The organism is Shewanella litorisediminis (assembly GCF_016834455.1).
In the GTDB taxonomy this organism is placed as follows: domain Bacteria; phylum Pseudomonadota; class Gammaproteobacteria; order Enterobacterales; family Shewanellaceae; genus Shewanella; species Shewanella litorisediminis.
In genome coordinates, this window is record NZ_CP069213.1 from 128,467 (window position 1) to 148,936 (window position 20,470).

The 20,470-nt window shown below is 55.6% G+C and carries 13 protein-coding genes and 1 riboswitch; of the genes, 4 read left to right on the forward strand and 9 right to left on the reverse strand.

Translation table 11 applies throughout. From position 1 onward, the window contains the following. Position 1: 1 nt before the first annotated feature. Positions 2-2,128: a sensor histidine kinase gene (locus JQC75_RS00590; RefSeq protein ID WP_203325637.1), complete on the forward strand. Its 2,127-nt coding sequence runs from the start codon at positions 2-4 to the stop codon at positions 2,126-2,128. Between the two features lie 768 nt (positions 2,129-2,896). Here the strand turns inward: JQC75_RS00590 and JQC75_RS00595 are convergent. After that, positions 2,897-3,358, reverse strand: coding sequence for a GNAT family N-acetyltransferase (locus tag JQC75_RS00595; RefSeq protein ID WP_203325638.1), 462 nt, complete (start codon positions 3,356-3,358; stop codon positions 2,897-2,899). 82 nt (positions 3,359-3,440) lie between these two features. After that, entirely contained in the window at positions 3,441-4,100 is a 660-nt protein-coding gene (locus JQC75_RS00600) for a 7-cyano-7-deazaguanine/7-aminomethyl-7-deazaguanine transporter (protein ID WP_203325639.1), read from the reverse strand. A gap of 269 nt (positions 4,101-4,369) precedes the next feature. Here JQC75_RS00600 and JQC75_RS00605 point away from each other — a divergent pair, with 269 nt between their 5' ends. Continuing rightward, positions 4,370-5,101, forward strand: coding sequence for a substrate-binding periplasmic protein (locus tag JQC75_RS00605; protein WP_203325640.1), 732 nt, complete (start codon positions 4,370-4,372; stop codon positions 5,099-5,101). 69 nt (positions 5,102-5,170) lie between these two features. Here the strand turns inward: JQC75_RS00605 and JQC75_RS00610 are convergent, their stop codons facing one another. Continuing rightward, complete coding sequence (locus JQC75_RS00610) at positions 5,171-6,529, reverse strand: isochorismate synthase (protein ID WP_203325641.1); 1,359 nt, start codon at positions 6,527-6,529, stop codon at positions 5,171-5,173. Between the two features lie 876 nt (positions 6,530-7,405). Here JQC75_RS00610 and JQC75_RS00615 point away from each other — a divergent pair. Then, a complete protein-coding gene (locus JQC75_RS00615) occupies positions 7,406-8,602 on the forward strand; it encodes an HD-GYP domain-containing protein (RefSeq protein WP_203325642.1) in 1,197 nt (398 codons plus the stop codon). A gap of 21 nt (positions 8,603-8,623) precedes the next feature. Here JQC75_RS00615 and moeB read toward each other — a convergent pair whose 3' ends face one another. The 4 genes from moeB to JQC75_RS00635 all read right to left on the reverse strand — a co-directional run bounded on the left by moeB (position 8,624) and on the right by JQC75_RS00635 (position 14,918). Continuing rightward, complete coding sequence (moeB, locus tag JQC75_RS00620) at positions 8,624-9,388, reverse strand: molybdopterin-synthase adenylyltransferase MoeB (protein WP_203325643.1); 765 nt, start codon at positions 9,386-9,388, stop codon at positions 8,624-8,626. A 5-nt stretch (positions 9,389-9,393) separates the two neighbouring features. Next, positions 9,394-10,635 (reverse strand): molybdopterin molybdotransferase MoeA, encoded by a 1,242-nt coding sequence (moeA, locus tag JQC75_RS00625; protein ID WP_203325644.1) that lies wholly within the window; start codon positions 10,633-10,635, stop codon positions 9,394-9,396. A gap of 135 nt (positions 10,636-10,770) precedes the next feature. Then, complete coding sequence (locus JQC75_RS00630; protein WP_203325645.1) at positions 10,771-11,841, reverse strand: efflux RND transporter periplasmic adaptor subunit; 1,071 nt, start codon at positions 11,839-11,841, stop codon at positions 10,771-10,773. After that, the gene (locus JQC75_RS00635; RefSeq protein WP_203325646.1) at positions 11,838-14,918 is read right to left on the reverse strand and encodes an efflux RND transporter permease subunit; all 3,081 of its coding nucleotides are present in this window, start codon (positions 14,916-14,918) and stop codon (positions 11,838-11,840) included. The genes JQC75_RS00630 and JQC75_RS00635 overlap by 4 nt, the downstream gene beginning before the upstream one ends. Positions 14,919-15,130: 212 nt before the next feature. Here JQC75_RS00635 and ftnA point away from each other — a divergent pair, with 212 nt between their 5' ends. Continuing rightward, positions 15,131-15,658, forward strand: coding sequence for a non-heme ferritin (gene ftnA, locus JQC75_RS00640; RefSeq protein WP_203327083.1), 528 nt, complete (start codon positions 15,131-15,133; stop codon positions 15,656-15,658). Positions 15,659-15,698: 40 nt separating this feature from the next. Here ftnA and JQC75_RS00645 read toward each other — a convergent pair whose 3' ends face one another. Then, positions 15,699-18,908, reverse strand: a complete 3,210-nt coding sequence (locus JQC75_RS00645; RefSeq protein ID WP_203325647.1) for an EAL domain-containing protein — start codon at positions 18,906-18,908, stop codon at positions 15,699-15,701. Positions 18,909-19,292: 384 nt separating this feature from the next. Further along, positions 19,293-19,961 carry a 3,4-dihydroxy-2-butanone-4-phosphate synthase gene (gene ribB / locus JQC75_RS00650; protein ID WP_203325648.1) on the reverse strand — a complete coding sequence of 223 codons (669 nt, stop codon included), beginning with the start codon at positions 19,959-19,961 and terminating at the stop codon, positions 19,293-19,295. Positions 19,962-20,137: 176 nt separating this feature from the next. Beyond that, positions 20,138-20,348, reverse strand: a riboswitch (FMN riboswitch). Positions 20,349-20,470 lie beyond the last annotated feature (122 nt).

Genomic DNA, 20,470 nt, shown 5'->3' on the forward strand with positions numbered 1-20,470 from the left:
CATGTCCTTCTTCACCCAATTGTTTGGTGTTAATTGGCGCCAAATGCAGGCTAAGGTGCGCTACCGCATTCTCATTCTTACTCTGCTGCCAATATTACTGACCCTGGTGAGCCTGGTGTTTATTACCATCTACTGGAACATCAGCTACACAGGGCAGCAGCTGTTTATGAAGGTAAAAGCCGACCTCACGGTGGCCAACAACACCCTCGAACAGGTCCAGAGGAGGCAGGAAAAAGAGCTGGAGAATCTGCTGCAGTCCTGGGAGTTCCAAAACTTTTTCCGTGCCGCTCAAGGCGATAAACTGCAGCTTGCCACCGACTTCAATGCGTTTTTGGCCGAGCGTCAGGTTGCCATGGATTTGGACTTTTTACGGCTCATTAATGTAGAGCGAGCCGCGGCCGATCCTGACTTGCGCCATTTACTGACCAAGGTGAAAGGTGGCGAGCCTTACACAGGCCTGATGGTGCTTTCGTCAAAACGCCTTGCGCGGTTGGATCCGGTATTGGCCGAGCGAGCCAGGCTGGCGCTGTTGCCCACGCCCCGCGCCGATGTCCCCGACAGGGAAGCTGAAGACAGGGGAATGTTGAGCCGCAGCCTGATGCCTATCGTCGACAGCGAGGGTGAAGTAGCCTGGTATCTGGACGGCGGCACCCTGCTGAACCGGGATACCCGCATTGTCGACCACATCCGCGATCTGGTGTACGACAAGGGCACATTGCCTGAACGTTCCATCGGCACAGTTACTATCTTTTTGGACAATGTGCGTATCAGCACCAACGTGCCGCTGCACTTCTTCCCCCGGGATGGCGAAGACAAGGGGAGGGCGCTGGGCAGCCTGGTGTCCGAAGAGGTTAAGCACAAGGTGCTGACACAGGGGCAGACCTGGGTCGACAGAGCCTTTGTTTACAACGACTGGTTTATCTCTGCCTATGCGCCATTAACCGATGTGCGCGGTGAACGTATCGGCATGATCTACACCGGATTTTCCGAAGCGCCTTTTATCCATAATTATCTGCTTAATATCATAGAGCTGGGCACCATCTTGATGTTGGTGCTGCTGGTCTCCGGCATGTTGGTGTATCGGGGGGCTTATAGTCTGCTGCAGCCTATTGAGCGTATCCACCATGTGGTGAAGGCAGTGCAGTCTGGCCGTAATGTGCGCATCGGTGAATTGGGGCTGGAGAAAGACAACGAGCTTGCCAACCTGGCGGAGCAGTTTGATCGCATGCTCGACCTGCTGCAAAGGCGCAACGCACAGATCCAGTCTGCTGCCGAGCAGCTGGAATTAAAAGTGGAAGAGCGCACCCGCAGTTTGCAGGAAAAGACCGAAGAGCTGCAGCGTAACGTGTCGCTGCTCAACGAAACCCGCGCCCAGCTGGTCACCAACGAAAAACTCACGGCACTGGGTGAGCTTACTGCGGGTATTGCCCACGAAATCAATAATCCCACGGCGGTGATCCTCGGCAACATGGAACTGCTGCGCTCTGAGCTTGGTGACAAGGCAGGGCAGGTAGAGGAGGAAATCGACCTGGTTATCCAGCAGGTTGGCCGCATAAGCACCATCATTCGCAGCCTGCTGCAGTACAGCCGCCCCGGTGAGTTCAATGCGCCGCTGGAGATGCACCAGATTACTCCCATCATCGAAGAGATGCTGGTATTGGTGCGCCATTCCATCAAAAAGCAGGACGTGGTGCTGCATCAGGAACTCAACGCCAGTTATCCGGTACAAATCAACCGGCCTCAGCTGTTGCAGGTTTTGATTAATCTTGTGGTTAACGCAGCCCATGCCATGGATGGAAAAGGACGGATTTGGATCCGCACCTACGACTGGGTGGTGCAGGACGAGCCGGTTGGGGTCAAGATTGAAATCGAAGATGAGGGCTGTGGTATTGCCGCTGAGCAGCTTGGCCGTATCTTTGACCCCTTTTACACCACTCGACCGGATGGCACGGGTTTGGGGTTGTCTTTGAGCTACGGCATTATCAAACGGATTGGCGGCACAATTGAAGTGACCTCCACATTGGGCAAAGGCACCCTCTTTACCATAGGCCTTTACCATGAGGCGAGGGAAGAGAGCGGCTTGAATCCATACGAGGGCTTGATGCTGGGCGCCGGTGGACTGGCCTGAAACGGAGTAAGTAAAAAAAAGCCGGACGCTGAGTCCGGCCACAAAAGTGTGTGAGCAATGTCGTGCATGTTAACTCGGAGGCACCGACCCACTTGCAGAGCGGTGATGAGTTTGGAACGCATCTAAATAATAATCATTCTCATTTTTAATGCAAGCACTTTTGTGACTTTTTATTCTCTTTACCCTTTGTTGACTCTCTCAGAGGTTATCATCAAGTGCGCTCCAGGGAGCCGGATAATCTGCCTGACTCCCGGCAAGCATAAGCCAGCCATTGGCCCTGAAGTCCGGCATCCCCGGCTCAAACCCTGCTTGTTGAGTGTAGCCTCGTCTGCTTCTTCACTGTGGCTTAGCCTGTTTACGACTGAGTCAACTCATGCAAAGCAATCCAACCTCGCACCCTCAGACCTGCAGCGCTTTATTCTCGCCAGGCACCTTCAGGTGTCGCTCTATATCAACGCGGCACTTAACAGCACTCGGCAAGTTGCAGTGAAATGGCGGCTGCCGGAAACGAAAGGTGATGACGGTAGAGATGATGTCGGCAAGGCGGGTGAATTGGCGCTAATAACGTAAAAGATGGGCAAGCGCCAAAGATAAAAAAAGAGCCGGGTCAAGGACCCGGCCACCAAATGAGTGTGTGAGCAATGTCGTGCTATGCAAACTCAGGAACACCATAACCCGAAGAATTCGCTTCAGTTAAGGATGAGTTTTGGAACGCAAGTTAACGATAATCATTATCAATTGCGTTTGCAAGTTATTTCTGCACCTTTCTCAGACAAGCGATTTTTGCAGACTGATTTTGTGTTCGGTCAGAGGCAATCCGGCGCCGTTAAGGTCGGTGATCTGATAGCGGTTTTGCACCAACATTGCCAGCATGGCTCCAAAGCGGTTAAGGGTTTTCACGCTCAATTCGCTGTAACCCTGCTCAGTGGCCCAACGTTCCTGAACATCCAGCATCTGCTGTGCCAGCCCCAGTTTCCGGTAGTCCGGCAATACACCGCCAAGCCAGCTGTAGAAGGCTCCCGGCGCCCTCTGATAACCCAGTTTAAAGCCTGCCAATTCACCTTCAACATAGCAAAGCAGCAACAGGGCTGGTGCATCGCCAATACGTTCCAACATGGCTTCACCGCTGACAGGGGCATCAAATTCAGGGATTTGTTGCATCAAGCCAGCAGTGATTTGGGCGTCGGCCAGCGTCAGTTGGGTAACGGCCTGTATCTTAATGGAGTACATCTTTTTCTCCCGGTGAAGATGCCGTCGCCCCGCGACGGCTGAACAAAAAAGCGCCGCATTATAACAGGTCTGGCCAGTTGGATCAGCAGATTTGCTGCCGGGCCTCGGTTGCCAGGATCCTGTCCTGCAGGATGCGCAGCAGCATACCGTAGGCGGGCAAGAAAAGAGCGAGGCTTACCAGCAACTTAAAGCCGTAGTCCACGGTGGCAATCTCAACCCAGTGTTCGGCCATAAAGGCATCGGTGGAGGCATAGAAGGCAACACTGAAAAACACCAGGGTATCCAACAGATTGCCGATGAGGGTCGATGCGGCCGGCGCCACCCACCAACGGCGGCTTTGACGAAGACGGTCAAATACCCTGATGTCCATCAGTTGCCCTACCAAGTAGGCTGCGAAGGAGGCAAAGGCGATACGGAAGACAAAGCTGTTGAACTCCATGGCGGCCGCGCCGCCCTGCCACTGACCCTGATGAAAGAGCACGCCCATAAAATAGGATATGAGCAGCGCAGGCATCATGGCACGGAAAATAATGCCACGGGCGGCTTGCTGGCCGAAAATCCGAACCGTCAGATCGGTCGCCAGATACACGAAGGGAAAACTGAAAGCACCCCAGGTGGTGTGAAAGCCAAACAGCTGAAAAGGAAGTTGAACCAGATAGTTACTGGCACTGATAACCAGAATGTGAAATCCAGCCAACAGCAAAAGGGCGCGCCTGTACTGCGCGTGAGATAACTGCAACATATTGTGGCCTTTTTATTGGGTTAGGCGGGGTGAGGGAACCCGCAATGGAACAAGTGGCGCCGTGCCTTAGTGGCTGGGCATAGTGCCTGTGTATGGCCGAGTCTGTACTCAGTTGTCGGCCGGGCTGCGCATTATAAGAATGGTAGCCCGGAACGCAAGGAAAAAGCGCACAAAATCGCCGCTCGCTCCTGCTTCCACTACACTTAATGCTCTGACATTACCACTGGCGATACCGCTGTACAGCATGGCCGTGGGCGGGAGACTGGGGCATGGGATTAAAATCTGTCTGGCTTGGGATACTGATGTGGGCGCTTAGCTTGGCTGTGCCTGCCGCGCCCGTAGAAGTGCGGGTTGTTACTGCGGCCTGGATGGGTTACGCCAATGCCCAGGGAGAAGGTTACTACTTTGAAATTCTCCGCCAGGCCTTTCCATCCCCTGAGTGGCAACTCAAGGTGACTGTTGTGCCCTTTGCCCGCAGTATTCAGCTATTGCAGCATGACAAGGCCGACATAGTCCTTGGGGTTTATCAGGGCGATTTGCGCAGGGGGCTATACAGCGATGCTGCCGTGGAGATGGATACTGTGGATGTGGCGCTGACGCCCGCCATGGCACGCGACTGGCAGGGGCTTGAGAGTTTAAACCTGCGCAAGGTTCAGGCCTATATCGCCTACGGCTTTGATCGCCTCATTCCATACCCCATGTACTACGAAGAAAGCAGCAGCCTGAGTGATATGTTGCAGCGGCTCAACGATGGCCGTATCGATGCGGTGCTGGACTACAGACCAGGCATGGAAAACGCCGCCAAGCTATTGGATAGCCGGCCAAACTTTGTGATTGTGGATGATGTGGTGAGTGCGGCTGTGTATTTTGGCTTTGCAGACACCCGCTTTGGCGAATCTCTCAAACTCAGATTTGATGAGGCACATCAGGAGGCAATAGCCTCTGGGTTGCAGCAGCGACTCTTTGAGGCAACACAGCGGAAGCTGGGATTAATCCCCTGAACCTGTCCATAAAGCCTCAGGTTTGAGAGAGCAAGGCGAAACCGCATGCTCGGGTGGTGGAATGCTGTGCTAAAGCTCCACCAGAATCGATAGGATGGTGGCGAGCTTATTGTCCAGTTCCTGCCATTCGGCTTCCGGGTCTGAACCCGCCACTATGCCTGCACCGGCAAACAGGTTGATGCGTCCCGGCTCAATCAATGCACTGCGAATGGCCACCGAAAATTCACTCTCATGGCGATTAAGATAGCCACAGGCGCCTGCGTACCAACCCCGGTTATACCCTTCCTGCTGACGAATAAAACTCAGGGCGCTGGGCCTTGGCAGGCCACCGACCGCTGGCGTGGGGTGCAAGGCCAGCAGCAGCTGAAAGTCATTGATGCCGGGCTTCAGCTCAGCGCGAATGGCCCTGTGTAAATGCTGGATGTGGGGCAGCTTAAAGATGCGTGGCGACTCTTCCGCCCCCACATAGTGACTGAGGGGGGAGAGGTTTTCGACTATGTGTTGACGAACGAGCTGATTCTCGTGGCTGTTTTTACTGTCTTCCAGCAACTGTTTTGCAAGCAGCTCGTCTTCTTCCTGAGTCAGGCCGCGCAGCGTGGTGCCGGCGAGCGCCTCGGTGAAGAGTTCCTGCCCCCGACGCAGATATAGCCGCTCGGGCGAGCAGGAAATAAAGGTCCTGTCTTTTGAAAACTGAAACCCAAACTGAAAGCTGCTGGGACAACGGCCCTGCCAGCAGGCCAGTACCATCCAGGGGTCTACAGGATCGTTGATTTCCAGCTGTGACAGCCGGGAGAGCACGACCTTGGGGGTGTGCCGGTTAAATTTCTCCGCTGTCACCTGCTCCACCAGTTGCTGCCAGCGGGGGTATTCGGGATATTCACTGCGCCCCAGTACATTCACCTTGCCGGGTGGTGTCAGGGGGCGAGGACGCTTGAGGGCCTTGAGGGCCTGCAGCGCGGCCTGACATTCGTCATGCCTGTCGTTGCCATCAAAATTCAGGTTCAGCAGCAGCCTGAAATCTTTGCCGCTGCGGCGCAGCTCAATGCGCGGCAAGACAAAACGGGCACGGCCAAACTCAGGCCAGCCTTCCACCTCACGGTCAAAGGCCACACCGCCGTAATAGCGGATACTTTGGTTGTAGCTCAAAGAGCGCTGACGTTGGTAAACCTCTGCCAGCTGCTGATCGGCCACCCTGTCATCGAAGAAAAAATCACAGGTGCAACCTATGGCAGCAACCTCTTCTTCTTTGTCGCGGCCATGCCAGTAGATCCTGGGATACAGCTCCTGAGAAGCCAGCCAGGATATCAATGGCAAGGCAGACACTGCCTCTGTCAGCTGTACCAAAGGCTCACTGCTTTGGGTTTTGCTGAGATGCTGAATTTTTGCCTCGAGTGACAGCAAGGCATCGGGCAGGGACATGACTGACAAAAAGGGTCTCCGGTCGGTACGCAACACACTGCTTTTATTGTTGTTACCCAACGTTAAATAGCATGGCTGTCGGTGTCAATCGTCCAGGCACCAAGCTGTGAATGACGCCAAAAAGCTATATGAGTCTTTGCTGAATTTGTGCGCCGCTCCTCAAATGTACCGCATTTTGTGATCAACCTCGCTTTGGCCCGGATTGCGAAAAGCAGCCGGACAAAATTTCCAGTGGGGTAATCTTGACTCTGGAGGTGTTGCCAATCTGTCGAATGGCGGAAGCTTTTGTCACTCTTTTGCTTGGGCAGGACCTTCAGGCCTCTGAAATTGAATTGTTTTTGCGCGAGGCAAAGAGTCTGAACCACACTCAAACCTTCTGCTTTTACACTCTCGCGCCTTTCACTTTTTTCGCGGCCACGACGGACAATCCCCTGAGTGAGCCTCGAGTCTTTCCTCAAGGTCGCCGCTGAAATTCTGGTTTATGGAGTAAAGCCGGCTGCCATGCCCCATCGGTATCTGTCCTTGTAGCCTGCATGGCATTTTCCTGACGACTGTGATGAGTAGCTCGATGATGTTTCCCTGTCCCGGGTGACTTGTTGCATGCAGCGTCGGCAGCAGGCCAGTTTTCAGTGTCTGTATCTCAAAGGCATTCCCACCAACAACTCCGCTTAATCCCGGGAGATGCAATCAGCGCCATTCTGCTTAAAAATGCTACAAAAGGATTTGCGTAAATGCTGGAAAGGTGCTGTCGGCCGTCATACAATGCGAACCCCGGGGCTTGGCCATATATAACGATAAATAGGCCGTCAGGGCGCCGGGCAGGCTGCTTTTGTGTGGCTTGGCATTATACTCGGGCTTTCATTGTTGACGTTGGGGGTGAGTGACATGGCCGAAAGGGCATCTGAAGCCGAATTGTTAAAGTTACCTGTCAGCAAGCTCACCCGTGGCATGTTTGTGGCGGCCATTGAAAATAACGGCAGGGTCGCCGTCGCCAATGCAGGACAAATCAAGAGCCAGGAGACCATCGCCAAGCTGGTGAAAAGCGGTATTCACCACGTTTGGGTCGATGTGCAGCGCTCCTCCGACGAATCCGGCCTCAAACCCAAATCTCCCCAGGGTGCTACTGCGCTTGCTGCCGGAGCTGTGCGCCCTTCCCGTGCCAACCGCGATCTACGCCAAACCCAAGCCAAAAAACTCCTCAATGAAGCCAAGGAGCTTATCCGCAAGGTATTGTCAGAAACCTTCGAAGGCAAAGCCATTGAAGTAGCGCCTTTTGAGGCGCTGGCCGACAACATGATTGAGTCCATCATGCTCGATGATGACGCCCTCAAGTGTGTATCGGCATTGCGAGACAAAGACGCTTATCTGCTGGAACATTCGGTGAATGTGGCCTTTTTGCTGGTAACCTTTGGTAAGTATTTAAACCTTGACCGTGACACCTTAAAGCAGATGGCTGTGGGCGGGGTGTTGCACGACATTGGTAAAATCAAGGTTGATAACAAGATATTGCATAAGCCCGCCAAGCTGACACCGGAAGAATTTGAGCACATGAAACTGCATCAGTTTTATGCGCTCGATATCATGGCCGAAGCCGCGGACCTGTCGCAGGTCTCAAAAGATGTGTGCCTGATGCACCATGAAAAGCTTGACGGACGCGGCTATCCACGTGGACTGAAAGGCGATGAAATACCCCTCCATGGCCGTATGTCCTGTATCGTGGATATCTTCGATGCCTTGACTGCCACCCGCTGTTACAAAGAAGCCATGAGCCCGGCAGCCGCCTTTAAGATTTTGCTGAGCCTGACCCCGTTCCACCTGGACACCGAACTGGTGTACGAGTTTATTCGCTGTATCGGTGTATACCCGGTGGGCTCGCTGGTGGAACTTTCAGACGGGCGCGTAGGCATCGTCTGGGAAGCCAAAGACAGGGATGCCTTAAGCCCCATTGTGAAATGCTTTTACTCGCTCAAGCACAGACGCTACACCGAAGTGAATTTTGTCGACCTGCTCAAGTCAGATTTGAACATTGAGCGGGGCATCTCCCCATCCAGCCTGGATGTTGACCCCAAACCATTTTACTGAAGAGGCCGCCCAGCCGGGAGTTTAAGCAGATGTGCCGCCGCAAACAGGGCAATTTGGCTGAGCCGGCAGCATCATCTGACGCATTTCCATGGTCATGGCATCCACCATCAGAAGGCGTCCCAGCAGCGGCTTGCCCATACCCGCAATAAGCTTGATGGCCTCAACCGCCTGTAAACATCCCATTAATCCCACCACGGGAGCCAGAATACCCGACTCGACACAGGTCAGTTGCTGCTCACCAAACAGGCTGGCGAAGCACTGATAACAGGGGCTGCCCGCCCCATAGTCAAACACGGTGATCATGCCTTCCATGCGGATGGCGGCGGCCGAGACCAGTGGCACCTTATGGGCAAAGCACGCCAGATTCAGCTGCTGTCGCACTGCCACATTGTCGGTGCAGTCCAGCACCAGCGTATGGTCTGCCACCAGCGCGGCTATTTCGGGATCGTCCAGCACCCGGCCAACGGGATTTATTTTCACATGGGGATTGAGCTCGTTGAGTGCCAGCCTGGCCGATTCCACCTTGAGCATGCCGATGCGGTTGTCCCTGTGCAGTACCTGGCGCTGCAGGTTGGACAGCTCCACGGTATCAAAGTCCACCAGGGTCAGCTCACCAACACCGGCCACCGCCAGGTATTGGGCCGCGGCGCAGCCAAGGCCGCCGGCGCCTATCACCAGCACCCGTGCCTGCTTGAGTTTTTCCTGCCCTTCGATATCCATGGATTTGATGGAGATCTGGCGACTGTAGCGCAGCAGTTCGGTGTCTGTGAGTATGTCGTCGGTCATTGGGTTTAATCCAAAATGCTGTCGAAGGGTTCAACCAGGATGGTATCACCGGCCTCCAGACTGCCCTGAAACTGGGGCAAGTGGATAAAGCAGTTGGCCAGGCTCATGGAGGTCAGCATGCCCGACCCCTGGCCACCTGTGGTGCGTACCTTCAATCCGTTCTCTTCCCGCGTCAGTACGCCGCGCTGATATTCAACCCGTCCGGGCTGGCGGCGAATGGGGCTTGCCAGCTGGGCTTCCACCAACAGGGCGGGGCGCTGGGGCATACCCTGCATTTTGCGCAGCATGGGCCATACCAATTTATGGAAGGTCACCATGGATGACACAGGGTTGCCGGGCAAGCCGCAAAACAAGGCCTTACCGATACGACCACAGGCGAAGGGTTTACCGGGTTTGATGGCGAGTTTCCAGAAGGTGATTTGCCCTTCTTCGTCCAGAATTTGTTTGGTGAAGTCGGCCTCACCCACAGACACTCCGCCCGAGGTCAGCACCACATCGGCGCGGCTCGCCGCTTCGCGAAAGGCTTGTCGGATGGCTTCGGGGCTATCAGGTACCACTCCGAGATCCAGCCATTCAAAACCGGATTTTTCCAGCAACCCGCGAATGGAGTAGCGGTTGGAATCGTAAATCTGTCCCGGTGCCAGCTCGCTGCCAACGGGTCTGAGCTCATCACCTGTGGAGAAAAAGGCGACCTTGAGGGTACGAAATACCCTGACCTGGCTGATGCCAACGGTGGCCAGTACCCCAAGCTCTGCGGCGCGAATGCGTACACCGGAGCAAAGCACAGTATCGCCCGCCTTGAGTTCTTCGCCGCGGCGGCGCACATGCTCGCCAGCGGCTTTGGGGGCTGTGATATGGATGCGTTCACCATCGACCCGGGTTTCTTCCTGCATCTGCACAGTATCGAGGCCTGCCGGGATCGGGGCGCCTGTCATGATGCGTACACAGTCTCCGGTGCCCACCTGGCCTTTAAATGGATGGCCTGCGAAGGACTGTCCCTTGAGGGTCAGCACCCCATTGCATGGGGCCAAGTCGGCAAAGCGGAAGGCGTATCCGTCCATGGCAGCGTTATCGAACGGGGGCAAGTCCAGCTGGCTTTTCAAGTCTTCGGCCAGAACCCTTCCCAGGGCGTGGTTCAGAGTAACCACCTCGGTATCTGAAATGGTATTGACCTGCTCGAGCAGTTTCTTGATGGCCTCATCCGGATGCATAAGTCCGGGTTTACTGCATGGATCATGGCTGGGCATTCAGGCTCCCTGGGATTGGTTTGCTTGGATGTAAGGCCGCCATTATGCCATGGCATGGTGGGGTAACTGTATGATCCAGACAGGCAAAAAGTGTGAATTTGCTCACCTTTGCCTGTCTGGATTGGGTCGAAATGGCTATTTGGCGCTGGCCGTGGCCTGGGCTGCCGCCTGCTGCACGGTGAGTTTCACGCCGTCGGTCAGGGTCTCGGCGCCGCGGATGACCACGCTGTCACCGGCGCTGAGTTCGCCCCGAACCGCTATCCAGGGGCCTTCACCGTCTCCCAGGGTCACAGGGATACGCTCCGCTGTTTGCCCGGCGGTGACACGAAACACACTGGCGCCGCTGGAGCGCAGTACCAGTGCATCCCGGGGAACCAGGGTAGTCAGGGTCGCCGGTGCTATGGGCAGGGCCATGGACACCAGTTCACCAATGTTGATTTCACGCGCCATGGCCTCTGGCAGGTCGAGTCGGGCTTCAAAGGTTTGGCTTCGCACATCCGATACGGGGATCAGGGTCCGGATGCGGGCACTGAATTCGCCGTTGCTGTGGTACACCTTGAGCTCATCCCCGGCATTCACCCTGCGGCTGTGCTTCAGGGGGGCATGGAGTCGGATTTCCAGATGATCCGGGTCTGTGATGGTCAGCACAGGCTCAGCAGGGCCAACATCTTCGCCGGCCTGATGGCTTCGGGCGATAACAATGCCACCGAAGGGCGCCTTAAGCTGGGTGCGGGCCAGATTGTCACGGATGATATCCAGCCTGACTTTGGCCAGCTCCAGACTGCTTTTGGCCAGGTCCCGCTCGGAGCGGGTGTCGTCGATCTCGGTGCGGGAAATGCTTTGGCTGGCGGCAAGCCGCTCCAGTCGGGTGAGATTTCTCTCGAGGCGTGCCAGTGCAATTTCTTCCCGCTTGACCAGTGCCTGTTGCTCGGCCAGTTGCAGCGTCAGCGGCGTGGCATCCAGACGGGCCACCACCTCGCCGACAGCCACCCGGGTGCCTGCTTCCTGCACCCATTCAAGCTTTCCGGCAACACCCGTGGTCAGCTGCGCCAGGCTGCGACTGTGCACAGTGCCTACCACCATGAGTTTGGGTGACAGGGGGCGCTGCTGCACAGTCGCTACCCCAACCGAACGCTCATCTGCCGCCAGCGCTGGAACACAGAGGATCAGCGCCATAGCCAGCAGGGCAGTTTTAAAATAAGTCATTGAGTTACCTCATGTGTCAGAACGTTCGTGCTGGGGGTTGGGGTGGCAGTAAGGCGAAGCAGGCTGGGCATGAGAACGAGGGTGAAGAGGGCGCTGAAGGTCATGCCGCCCACTATCACGGCTGCAAGACCACGATAGATTTCACTGCCCACACCGGGTACCAACATCAGGGGCAGCATGCCAAAAATGCTGGTGAGGGTACTCATGTACACGGGGCGGGCACGGGTGGCCACCGCCTGATAGATGGCATCGTCCAGTGACAGACCTTCGCGGCTACCCTGACGGGTTTGGTCCACCAGCAGGATGGCGTTGTTGACCACCAGTCCCAGCAGGATGATAAAGCCAATCATGGTGAGCAAATCCAGGCTCTGGAAGCTGAAAAGATTCAGCAGTCTCAGGCTCAACACACCACCGCAAATCGCCATTGGCATGGAGAGGATCACCAGCAGGCTGTCTTTAACTGACTTGAACAGGGCTGCCATCAACAAAAACAGGATAACCACCGCCATCAGAAAGTTGGTGCCCATTTGCATGATGGTGTGGCTTAGGCGGTCGGCGGTGCCGCGAAACGCCAGCGAGCCGTCGTCGGGCAGCAGGGCGCGGATCTCATCCAGCGTACCGCCGTTGAGCTGTTCCATGGCTTCATCCATGGACAGATTCTGGGGCGGAATAACCAGCAGCGAGATGGCCCGGCGGCCATTGACCCGCTGCAGCTGGGTTGGCCCGACGGTGCGCTGAATGGTGGCGAGTTCGCCTATGGTCTGCACGCCTGCCCCCGGGGTGTATACCGGTGTGGCCGCCAGCTGTTCCGGGTATTGCCATTCGGGGCCCTTGAGCAGCACATCCATGCGTTCGTTGCCGTCGAAATACTCGCCCACCCACAGGCCCGAGGTGTAGGCACGGATGGCGTTGGCGATCTGAGTGCGATCCGCCCCGGCCTGGGCAAGCCTGTGTTCATCCGGTATCAGTTGCAGCTCGGGCTGTGCCAGACTCAGTCCCGGAATGGGGCGCACCACGGCGCCGGGCATGGCGTTGTTGATAAGGGGCATGGCCGCCGATGCCACCGACATCAGCTGCTCCATATCCGGCCCTATCAGGTCGATATTAATGGCGCGGCCGCCGTTAAAACCAAAATTGAGCAGGGTGCTGCGATTGGGAAACGCCTGGGTGTCCGGCAGGTCTTTGAGGATTTCATTATTCAGCAGCCCCAGCATCTCATCGATACGGGTCGGGTCTTCCGGGTAGATAAAGAGCACGTTGAATGCGCCGAATACCGAGAAGTTATAGCCCTTGATATACGGCTGTTTTTCCTTGTCGTAATAGGGTTTCAGCCTGCTGATAAGGCGGGTGCCCAACTCGGTTTCCATGGCATCTATGTTGGCGCCGGGGGGCAGGGAGAAAAAAGTATAAATGCCATCGCCACTGGCCTGGGGCAAAAAGTCGACCCTGGGCATCAGCAGCAGGCTCAGGGCACTGGTGCCCACAATCAGCAGCGCACACCAGAAGGCCGCGAGCCTGCGGCTGAGGGTAAGGCGTTTTACCCAGGCACTCAGCGGCTGCCAATAGTCTTTGCCATTTTGCCGGGTATCGGTTTTGAGCCACAGCATGTTCAGCATGGGGATAACGCTGATGGCGCTGATAAAAGAGGACACTACGGCCACCGAGAGAGTCAGGGCCAAATCCGAAAAGAGTTGTCCCTCCACGCCGGGCATAAAGAGTACCGGCAAAAAGATGGCCACCGTTGTGGCTGTGGAGGCCAGCAGCGCGCCTTTAACCTGTGCCGTACCAGCGAGTACCGCCTGAGCCAGCGCCATGCCCTGATGCCGCAACCTGACGATGTTTTCCTGCACTATGATGGCCGCATCCAGCACCAGCCCCACCGCAAAGGCGAGCCCCGCCAGTGAAATGATATTCAGGGTTCTGCCCATGGCTTCGAGGGTGATAAAGGCTATCAGCAGCGCAAGTGGGATGGTGACCCCAATCATCAGGGTGGCGCGGATATCCCGCAAAAAGCCATACAAAATCAGCAGCGCCAGCAGCACCCCTATGCCCAGATTGCCTTTGACCAGCAGGATGGCGCGTTTGATATGGACCGAGGCATCGAAGGACAGCTCAAGCGTCAGCCCCCGGGGATTGAGTACGTCCCGATTCAGCTCTTGGATGGCCTGATTGACCCCATCCAGTGCTTCAACGGTGTTGGCATCGAAGGTGCCTTGCAGGGTGATGTAGTATGCGGGGTAGCCGTTGCGCTTGGTGAAGCCTCGCTGCTCGGCGGTGGTGACCCGAATGTCAGCCAGCTCATGCAGATACACGGGGCGACCGGCATTGTAGGCCACTATGAGTTGCCCCAGTGTCTCGGGGCGATATTGGCCGGCAAAGCGTACCGTGTATTCCCGTCGCCCTACCTTGGCGGTGCCGCCGGAGATGTCTGCCGCGCGGGAAATGGTGCTTCTGAGCTGGTCCAGGGTAATGCCCAGTGCGGCCGCCCGAAAGGGGTCGAACTCAATGTGCAGCTCTTTGGGCAATTCACTTTGCAGCTGCACGGCGCCGACGCCGGTTATCTGCCTCAGCCTGGGCTCCACCAGATCGTCAATCAGCTTTTGGTACTGGGATAAGTCGGTTTGCGGATTATCCGGCAGGGTGTAAATCAGCAGCGATGCCAGATTGGGGGTACCGCCGTTGCCGCCGCCCACGTTGATAAAGGGCTCGCCCGCATCCAGCGGTCTGGGGGGCGTTTGATTGAGGGCGTTGATGACGTTAATCATCGCCTCCTGCATATTGGTGCCCACCTCGAAGGTGAGCGTAATGCCACCAAAACCCTGGGAAATATTGGATGTCATTTCCTGAACCCCGGGGACCTGCCTGAGCACGTTTTCCTGGGGCTCTATGATATTGGACTCCATTTCCTGGGGCGCCGCAGCACGCCAGTTGTTGAAGACGGAAATCTGGGGTTGTTCTATGTTGGGCAGCAGCTGTATCGGCAACTTGGCGATGGCAAGCAGGCCAAACATCAGGATCAGCATCAGCGCCACTGTGGTGGCGGCGGGGTTTTGCGTGCTGGCGTGGGTCAGGTTCATGTTGTGGCGCACTTGGCATAGTTATGCAAAGCAGCTTAGTGGCTATATGTAAACAGAACATGTTTGCTTGGTAAGCAAATGTAACTTGAGCATCAGCAATAATGATAAGTGTTACTATTTGAAAATCATTGATTTAGGTAAATTTTATTGATCTTTGAGACTGCCTTGGTGACAATGCCGATTCATGAAAAAGACGTATGAAGGACGCAACAATGCTGGCTGCCACCATGATTGAAAAGCTCAATGAGCAGATTAACCTCGAATTTTTCTCTTCCAATCTGTATCTGCAGATGAGTGCCTGGTGTGAGGATAAGGGGTTTGAAGGGGCCGCCCACTTTATGCGTGCCCATGCCGATGAAGAAATGGGCCACATGCGCCGCCTGTTTACCTATGTCAGCGAAACCGGTGGTGTGCCGCTGATTGGTGCCATTGCTGCACCCAGAGCCGAGTTTACGTCTTTACTGTCACTGTTCGAGTATACCTACGAGCACGAGCAGACCATCACCCGTAAAATCAATGAACTGGCCCATGTTGCCTTTTCGACTCAGGACTACTCTACTTTCCATTTTCTGCAGTGGTATGTGGCTGAGCAGCACGAAGAAGAGAAGCTGTTCAAGAGTATTGTCGATAAAATCCGCCTGGTTGGTGAAGATGGCAAGGCCCTGTTCTTTATCGATAAAGATTTGGCCATGCTGGCGACCCAAGAGGCCGAAAGCATCATGAAACCTTCCGCGCAGTAATGCAGCGCTGAAACGAAAAAGCGGCCATTGGCCGCTTTTTTTAACTGTTTTGACAGGCAAATCCATCCGATGAGCTGTGTTGGCGGCGCTCCAGCCACGGCAGCAATTCATCAAAGGGCAGGGGGCGTGAATAGAGATAGCCCTGACCGAACTGGCTGCCCAGCGCCTGCAAAAAGGCCTGTTGATCTTTGGATTCTATCCCCTCTGCCACCAGTTTCATGCCCAGTGACTTACCCATGTTAACGATGGCACGCACAAGACTGGCATCTGACTCGCAACCCGGCAGCTGCTCTACAAAGCTTTTATCGATTTTGATGGCAGAAATAGGGAATTTTTTCAGGTAGCTCAGGGACGAATACCCAGTGCCGAAATCGTCCAGATAGATGGCGCAGCCCAAGTCACGAATATTGTTCAGGGTTTCCAGACAGTGATGACTGTTGTCCAGCAGCAGGCTCTCGGTAATTTCCACATGCAGATGGCGGGGCGCAATACCATGGCGGGACAGTGCGCTTCTGAGCTGTTCATCCAGGCTCTGGCGCTTACAGTGACACTGGCACGCTGACACGTTGATAGCCATGCTCAAACCAAACCCCATGGCATGCAAACGGGCCAAATCGGCCAGCGCCTTGTCCATCACCCACTGGCCCAGTTCGCCCATCAATCCCATGTCTTCTGCCACCGGAATAAAGCGAACCGGTGAGACAAGACCCTGCTCGGGATCCTGCCAGCGAAGCAGTGCCTCCAGTGAGGTGACCTCGCCGCTTTCCATGTCCACCACGGGTTGGTAGAACAAACAAAACTCGTCGTTGGCCACGGCCCGGCGCAAGTCCCGCTCCATACCCAGGCGCTCAATCAGCGCCAGGTTCATTTCCTGGGTGAAGTATTTGAAGTGATTGCGCCCTTCGTCCTTGGCCCCATACATAGCGGTTTCAGCATTACTGAGCAGGGTTTCCACATCCAGTCCATCCTGCGGGTACAGACCTATCCCCAGGCTGGCCGACACAGACACCGAGCCTTGCTCGACCTTGAAAGGGTCTGCCATGGATTGCAGCAGCCGTTTGGCATATTGCTCCACGGCATGTTCCTGCCCCAGACGGGGCAGCACTATCGCAAATTCATCGCCGCCGAGACGGGCAATAAAGTCGGTGGAGCCCATGACGGTTTGTAATCGCTTGGCCACGGCTTTAAGCAGCAGGTCGCCACAATCGTGGCCCTGGGTATCATTGATGTACTTGAATCTGTCGAGATCCAATACCATCACCGCCAGCTTGCGCCCATCGTGTTCGGCCATTTTCAGCTCATGGCCGAGTCGCTCCGATAACAGCTTGCGGTTGGGCAAGTCTGTGAGGGCATCGAAGTTGGCCTTGTACCAAATGTCCTGCTCGTACTGTTTTCGGCGGCTGATGTCCATAAAGAGGCCAATATGGTGCACTATCCGCCCTTCATCATCGCGCACCAGGGTGATGGCCAGATATTCGGGATACACTTCGCCGTCCTTACGGCGGTTCCAGATTTCGCCTTCCCATTTTCCTGTGCTGCGCAGCGACTCCCACATGGCGTCGTAAAGATGTGGTGGATTGCGGTGCGAGCTGAGAATCGAGGGGTTGCGGCCTTTGACTTCGTCGATACTGTAACCGGTGATTTGACTGAAGGCCGGGTTAATGAGTTCGATATGGTTGTCGGCATCGGTCACCATGATGCCCTCGGCAGAATATTCAAATACCGCGGCGGCACGCACCAGAGCCTGACGGTACTTTTTACGCTCCTTGAGCATCTTGTTCATGGCTTCGGCCATGGCGGCAATTTCATCGCTGCCCTTGGTTTTGATCGTCAGCTCCAGCTTGGGATCGTCGGCCATTTTTTGCATGTCCGAGGCAATGCTTTCGATTTTTCCCATAAAGCTGGCGGTGATTTTACGCCCCAGCAGCAGGGAGAGTATCAGGGTAAGCAGGGCCGATGCCGCATAGATCCCGATATAGATGAGCGATATCTTCATCTGGTACTGACTGAGGCCTTGGATATGGGCGGCAATACTGCGCGCCATGTCCTGCAGCATCGCGGTGCGCTCGTTGGCCAGTTCCCACCAAAGGCTGGCTTTCACCGGGGGCGCCGGGTATCTCAGGGTATCCAGGGCGCTTCTCAGATGGGAGTCATCCACCCGCACTCTGGCATCAATGGTTTGCACAGGTACGCCCGAGGCTCGCAGCTGGCGTATCTTGGGTATGCCTGTGTGGTAGCGCAGCAAGGTTTGTTTGATTTCATCGATGGCATCACGCTGTACCGGGCTGAGGTTGGGCAAGGCCTGTAGTTTGGCCAGCAACAGACTCATGGCTTCCCACTTGGTGGTAAATTGGGTGGCGTAATCCTCATCACCCCGCAGCAGGAAATTTTTAAAGCAGTGGATTAGCCCGCCATACCCCAGACTGTCAGACATCTCCCAGGCCAATTGGCTGATGTTACGTTGCTGCGCCACCTGTGCCCGGATGTTCTCTACCTGCTGGCTGGGCAGGGAATATTGCAGCTTTTGCAGCAGCACTCGGTGCTGTTCTTCAAAGGTATCCAGCGCCAGGTTTTCACCATGGTCCTGCTCTTTTATCAGGGTTTCCAATTGGTTAAACGATGATAACTCCAGGGTGTTGGCGCTCAGCAGTCGTGTCATCAGCCCCCGTTCCCGCGCCGCCAGTTCCTGAATTCTCAAGACCAGCAAGAGATCGGAATAAGCCCGTGACTGAGCCGCATCATCGGTCTGGTGCTGCAACTGATTGATGAGCAGCAGGAGTTCATCATTGAAACGATTGAAAAAACCGGGTTCATCCCATTGCCGCTGCGCCAGAGCCTGGCGTACCAGGGGCAGACGATTGGCACTGGTCTTGATATTGGTCATGACCTCGTTGAAGTTCTTGGCCTCGTCGTTGGTCAGACCCGCGTGGAATTTTTCCAGAGCGTGGCTTTGCAGCAAATGACGATAACTCAGATCGGTTTTGGCCTGTTGCGCCCTGAGATCCATTTCCGTTGTAGTGGGTTTGTCACTGAGATAGTTCAGACTCAGGCTGCGCTCGTTCTGCAACGCATACACGAGTTCGGCGGTTTGGCCGCTGATTTGAATGGCGAGAGCATTGCGACTGGCAGTTTGAAATTCTTGATGCAGGCCCATTGCGCGAATGATGCCAAAGAGAGCCAGGGTGAGAATAGGCAGAACTGCAAACAGGATTAGCTTCTGTCTGAGGCTGTAGTCATGCAGCGAGGCCATTTGCAAAAGAACTCCATGGTGATTCGAAATTTTCCCCTAAGTCTTCCTTGCCGGGGCTATTGAGTCGCAAACAATTAACACAGCCGTCGACCGGGGGGCGACCACTAGTTCAAGGATTTCTAATCCACATCACAAAAGCCATGAAAAAACTGTGTGTTCCAGAGTAATTGTTCGGTTTTTGGTCACAGGATGCTAAGGGGATACTGAAGATGCCAACCGTGATGGCGTTTTACCGGGTTGGCCTTGGTATAGAGGGGGCAATGGCGAGAACCGTAGCGGGCGCTGCTGGCTGAATCTGTGCATGTGTCCTTAACATCAAAAGGCGACCACGGGTCGCCTTTATCGGGGTAGTCCTGACCAGGACTCCTGATGATCCAACTGGCGTCAGGCGCTTTGGCCCATCAGAGCCTCACGGTAGAGCACCAGGTCTTCAATGCTGAGGACCGGCATTTGGTGAACCTGGCCGAAGGCGATGATTTCCGGCAAACGCGCCATGGTGCCATCGGGGTTGGTCAGCTCACATAAAACACCAAAGGGCTTAAGCCCCGCCAGCCGCATCAGATCTACTGTGCCTTCGGTATGACCACGGCGTCCAAGTACGCCGGCAGGGTGTGCCCGCAGCGGATAGACATGGCCGGGACGGGCCAGATCGCCGGGTTTGGCACCATCGGCGATGGCGGCCTTGATGGTGGTGACCCTGTCAGCGGCAGACACGCCCGTGGTGACCCCTTGTTTGGCTTCAATGCTCACGGTAAACGCGGTGCCATACTGGCTGCTGTTGTGCTCCACCATGGGCGGCAGTTCGAGCTGGCGAACCCGTTCATCGGTCAGGCACAGGCACACGATGCCCGAACATTCGCGGATGAGCATGGCCATCTGCGCATTGGTCAGGGTCTCGGCGGCAAAAATCAGGTCGCCTTCGTTTTCACGGTCTTCATCGTCGACCACAAGGACGCCCTGGCCGCGGCGCAGTGCATCGAGTGCGGCTTCGACCCTTGCTAGTGGCTGTCCGAACTGCGCGAGCAGTGAAGGGGATGTTTGAATCTGATCCATAATAGTTCCTTAAATCACATAGGGTTATTGGATCAGGGCATAGCAGGATACACCTGTGCCAAATGGCAAGGTGTTAAGGTGCGAAAGCCGGTAATGGCTATCCCTGCCCACAGTTTACAGACTGCAGGCAGCCAGCGTCAGACGCGGCTGAGGCGGTGCCAGAACCGGATAATCTCGACCATTCTCTCCCATCCGGACTGAGCCTGGCTGACAGGGATGACTCCCCGCACCAAGACAACACCGTCGGCTCCGGAATACCCGTTAACGGGATCACCGGATCTGCTGACCCTGCGCAAAACCATGCTCGCAGGCGCTCGCGGGCTTTGTGGCACCCAAAGGTGCCCCTTTACCGCCGGTGGGGAATTTCACCCCGCCCTGAGAATGTAACTTCACCCGGTGCTTGCACCGGGCGGGCACATTGTCTGCTACCGGTGCGCCGAATGCAAACCTTGCCCTTGCCTTGATGTGATGGCCCAAGGCACTATGTTCGGCATAATTTTGATGTTCCC